The organism is Parvibaculum sp. (assembly GCF_049672805.1).
Taxonomy (GTDB): domain Bacteria; phylum Pseudomonadota; class Alphaproteobacteria; order Parvibaculales; family Parvibaculaceae; genus Parvibaculum.
Genome location: NZ_JBATWS010000018.1, coordinates 1 through 3,395, shown reverse-complemented (window position 1 = coordinate 3,395; position 3,395 = coordinate 1). Strand labels below are relative to the sequence as shown.

General features: G+C 62.3%; 4 protein-coding genes. All 4 read right to left on the bottom strand.

Going from position 1 to position 3,395, the window contains the following annotated elements; genetic code table 11:
- A partial coding sequence (locus WBF74_RS00660) for a hypothetical protein (RefSeq protein WP_424433817.1) occupies positions 1-276 on the bottom strand: 276 nt, incomplete at its 3' end.
- Positions 277-326: 50 nt separating this feature from the next.
- Positions 327-1,301 (bottom strand): class II fructose-bisphosphatase, encoded by a 975-nt coding sequence (glpX, locus tag WBF74_RS00655; protein WP_424433815.1) that lies wholly within the window; start codon positions 1,299-1,301, stop codon positions 327-329.
- Positions 1,302-1,359: 58 nt separating this feature from the next.
- Positions 1,360-2,667, bottom strand: coding sequence for a homoserine dehydrogenase (locus WBF74_RS00650; RefSeq protein WP_424433813.1), 1,308 nt, complete (start codon positions 2,665-2,667; stop codon positions 1,360-1,362).
- A partial coding sequence (locus WBF74_RS00645) for an aminotransferase class I/II-fold pyridoxal phosphate-dependent enzyme (RefSeq protein WP_424433811.1) occupies positions 2,664-3,395 on the bottom strand: 732 nt, incomplete at its 5' end. The genes WBF74_RS00645 and WBF74_RS00650, both read right to left, overlap by 4 nt.

Below are 3,395 nucleotides of genomic sequence, written 5' to 3'. Positions count from 1 at the left end.
ACCTTGACCACGCGCAGGTAGTAGAAACAGCCCACCACCGCGCTGATCACGCCCAGGATCACCAGCCACAGCAGGCCACCGTTGACCGCCGCGCCCCGCAAGAACCCGCGCAACGATCTCCGGCAGTCCCTCGCGCTGCGCAATGGCAAGCGCAAGGCGGTCATCGGCAAGGCGGCTCACCCATGCCCGGCCCGTGGCCGAACGCTCCACGCCAAGAAAGGCGCGGCCGGAGGCGGCCGCCCGCGAACCTGTTTCTACCGCCAGAGAATCGCCCATGACGCCAAGAGTACCCTTCATCAAGGCGAGAGGCGACCGGAGGACAAGCCTTACTTGAACTTGTCCGGCGAGGCGTGGAACGACTTGAGGTGGCGCACCGTGCCCGTTGCCGAGCGCATGACGAGCGTATGCGTCGTCACGCCGCCGCGCTCATAATGGATGCCATCCAGCAGCCAGCCATCCGTCACACCGGTCGCCGCGAAGATCACGTCGCCCGAAGCCATCTCCGACATGCAGTACTTCCGGTTGAAGTCTGCAATGCCCATCTTTTCCGCGCGCGCCTTCTGCGCATCGCTCGAGGTGACGAGACGGCCCTGCATCTGGCCGCCGATGCAGCGAAGCGCGGCAGCGGCAAGCACACCTTCCGGCGCGCCGCCTGTCCCCATATAGATGTCCACACCCGTTGACGGGTCCGTGGTTGCGATCACGCCGGCAATGTCGCCATCGGTGATGAGCGTCACGCGCGCACCCGTCTCGCGCACGGCGCGGATGAGGTCAGCATGGCGCGGCCGGTCGAGAATGCAGGCCGTGATTTCAGAGGGCTTCACACCCTTCGCCTTGGCAAGAGCGTTGATGTTGTCAGCGGGGCTTGCATCGAGATCGACAATGCCTTCGGCATAGCCGCCGCCAATGGCGATCTTGTCCATATAGGTATCCGGCGCATGAAGCAGCGTGCCACCGGCCGCAGCCGCAAGCACGGCCATCGCATTCGGCATGGCCTTCGCGGTCAGCGTGGTGCCTTCCAGCGGGTCAAGAGCGATATCGACCTTCGGGCCTTTGCCCGTGCCAACCTGCTCACCGATATAGAGCATCGGTGCTTCGTCGCGCTCGCCCTCGCCGATCACCACCGTGCCGTCAATGTCGATCACGTTGAGTTCGCGGCGCATCGCATCAACGGCTGCCTGGTCGGCGGATTTCTCGTCACCGCGTCCAACCCAAAGCGCTGAGCAGACAGCCGCCCGCTCTGTCACGCGCCCCATTTCCAGCGCCAGCATGCGGTTCAGGCTCGATGTCTTCTCGCTCATTTCTTTCCCCATCACGTTTCGTTCATCCGGCATCGCCGGTCTTGTTCATGGCAGCAGCTTAACGAAGCTCACCATCTTCAATTCTGATGACGAGCGGCGTTCCCGCCACATCTTCATGGTGTGCAAGCAAGGCCCGGGCGCGGGCCATCGTGCTTTCATCCGTCTCATGCGTGATGAAGACGACCGGCATCCTGCCGCTTTCATCGCCCTTGCCGCCACGCTGCACGATGCGTTCGATAGAAATCGACGCATCCGCCAGCGCCTTGGTGATGGCGGCCATGCTGCCCGCGCGGTCAACCGCGCGAAGCCGCAGATAGAAGGAGCTCTTATGCGCATCCATCAGCGGCTTTGCGGGCGGCTTCAACTGCGCCGCAGGTACGATGAAGGGCGGAACGATGGTGCCGCGTGCAATATCGACCACGTCTGAAATGACGGCAGAAGCTGTCGGCCCTTCGCCCGCGCCACGCCCTTCAAGCACGAGATGGCCGACACGGTCGCCATTGACCGCTACGGCGTTATAGACACCGGAAACAGCGGCAAGCGGCGTTCCCGCCGGCACGAGTGCGGGATGCACGCGCTGCACGATGCCGCCTTCGCCCTTCTCGGCAATGGCGAGCAGCTTCACCCTGAAACCGAACTCCGCCGCAAAGGCGATGTCCGTCGCGCTGATCTTGTCGATACCTTCGATATGCACATTGTCGAAATCGACTTCCGTGCCGAAGGCGAGGCTCGCAAGAATGGCAAGCTTGTGCGCCGCGTCTATTCCGCCCACATCGAAAGTCGGGTCGGCCTCGGCATAGCCAAGCGCCTGCGCGTCCTTCAGCACATCGCCAAAGTCGCGGCCCGTCGTCTCCATCTCGGTGAGGATGTAATTGCAGGTACCGTTCAGAATGCCGTGGATGCTGCGGATATCGTTGCCTGCCAGCGCCTCGCGCATCGTCTTGACGATGGGAATGCCGCCCGCAACCGCGGCTTCATAGTTGAGCGCAACGCCGCTCTGCTCCGCAAGCCGCGCAAGCGCGGTGCCATGATGGGCGAGCAGCGCCTTGTTGGCTGTGGCGACATGCTTGCCGCTCTTCAGCGCTTCCTCGACAAGCTGCCGCGCAACACCTTCCGAGCCGCCAATCAGTTCGATTACGAGGTCAATGTCACCCGCCCGCGCAAGCGCCAGCGGATCGTCTTCCCAGCGCACGCCGGACAGATCAATGCCACGATCCTTCGTCTTGTCGCGTGCGGAAACGGCCACAAGCTCAACAGCGCGGCCAGAGGCTGCAGCGAGATGGCTCCCGCGTGCAGCCAAAATCTTAACCACGCCCGCCCCGACCGTGCCGAGGCCGGCGATACCAATGCGAAGAGCCTGTGTCACGTCCGGCTGACCCTCGTTGAACTGGGATGCGGCACGATGCTTGCGGTGATCCCCACACGCTCCTCATATTCCGCAATGATCTGATCGGCATTCTGCATCATGCGCTTCACGTTGCGCGCAGCCTGCCGGATGCGCTGCTCGTTCTCCACAAGACCGATGCGCACATGGCCGTCGCCATACTCGCCAAAGCCGATGCCCGGCGCGACGGCGACATCTGCCTGTTCGAGCAGCAATGTCGCAAATCCCATGGAACCCAGATGCCGGAACTTCTCAGGTATCGGCGACCAGGCAAACATGCTTGCAGGCGGGCTTGGAATATCCCACCCCGCACGCGCCATGCTGTCCACCAGCACATTGCGACGGTGCTTGTAGATGTTGCGAATTTCTTCGACGCAATCCTGCGGACCATTCAGTGCCGCCGTCGCCGCCACCTGGATCGGCGTGAAGGCACCATAGTCGAGATAGGACTTCACGCGGCCAAGAGCGTTGATGAGCTTTTCATTACCCACCGCAAAACCCATGCGCCAGCCCGGCATGGAATAGGTCTTTGACAGCGAGGTGAATTCGACGGTCCGCTCCTTCGCACCCGGCACCTGCAGGATCGAGGGCGGTGGATTACCGTCAAAATAGATTTCCGAATAGGCGAGATCGGAAATCACATAGAGATCATGCTTCGCCGCGAAGGCGATGACCTCGCGGTAGAAATCCAGATCGGCAATTTGCGCTGT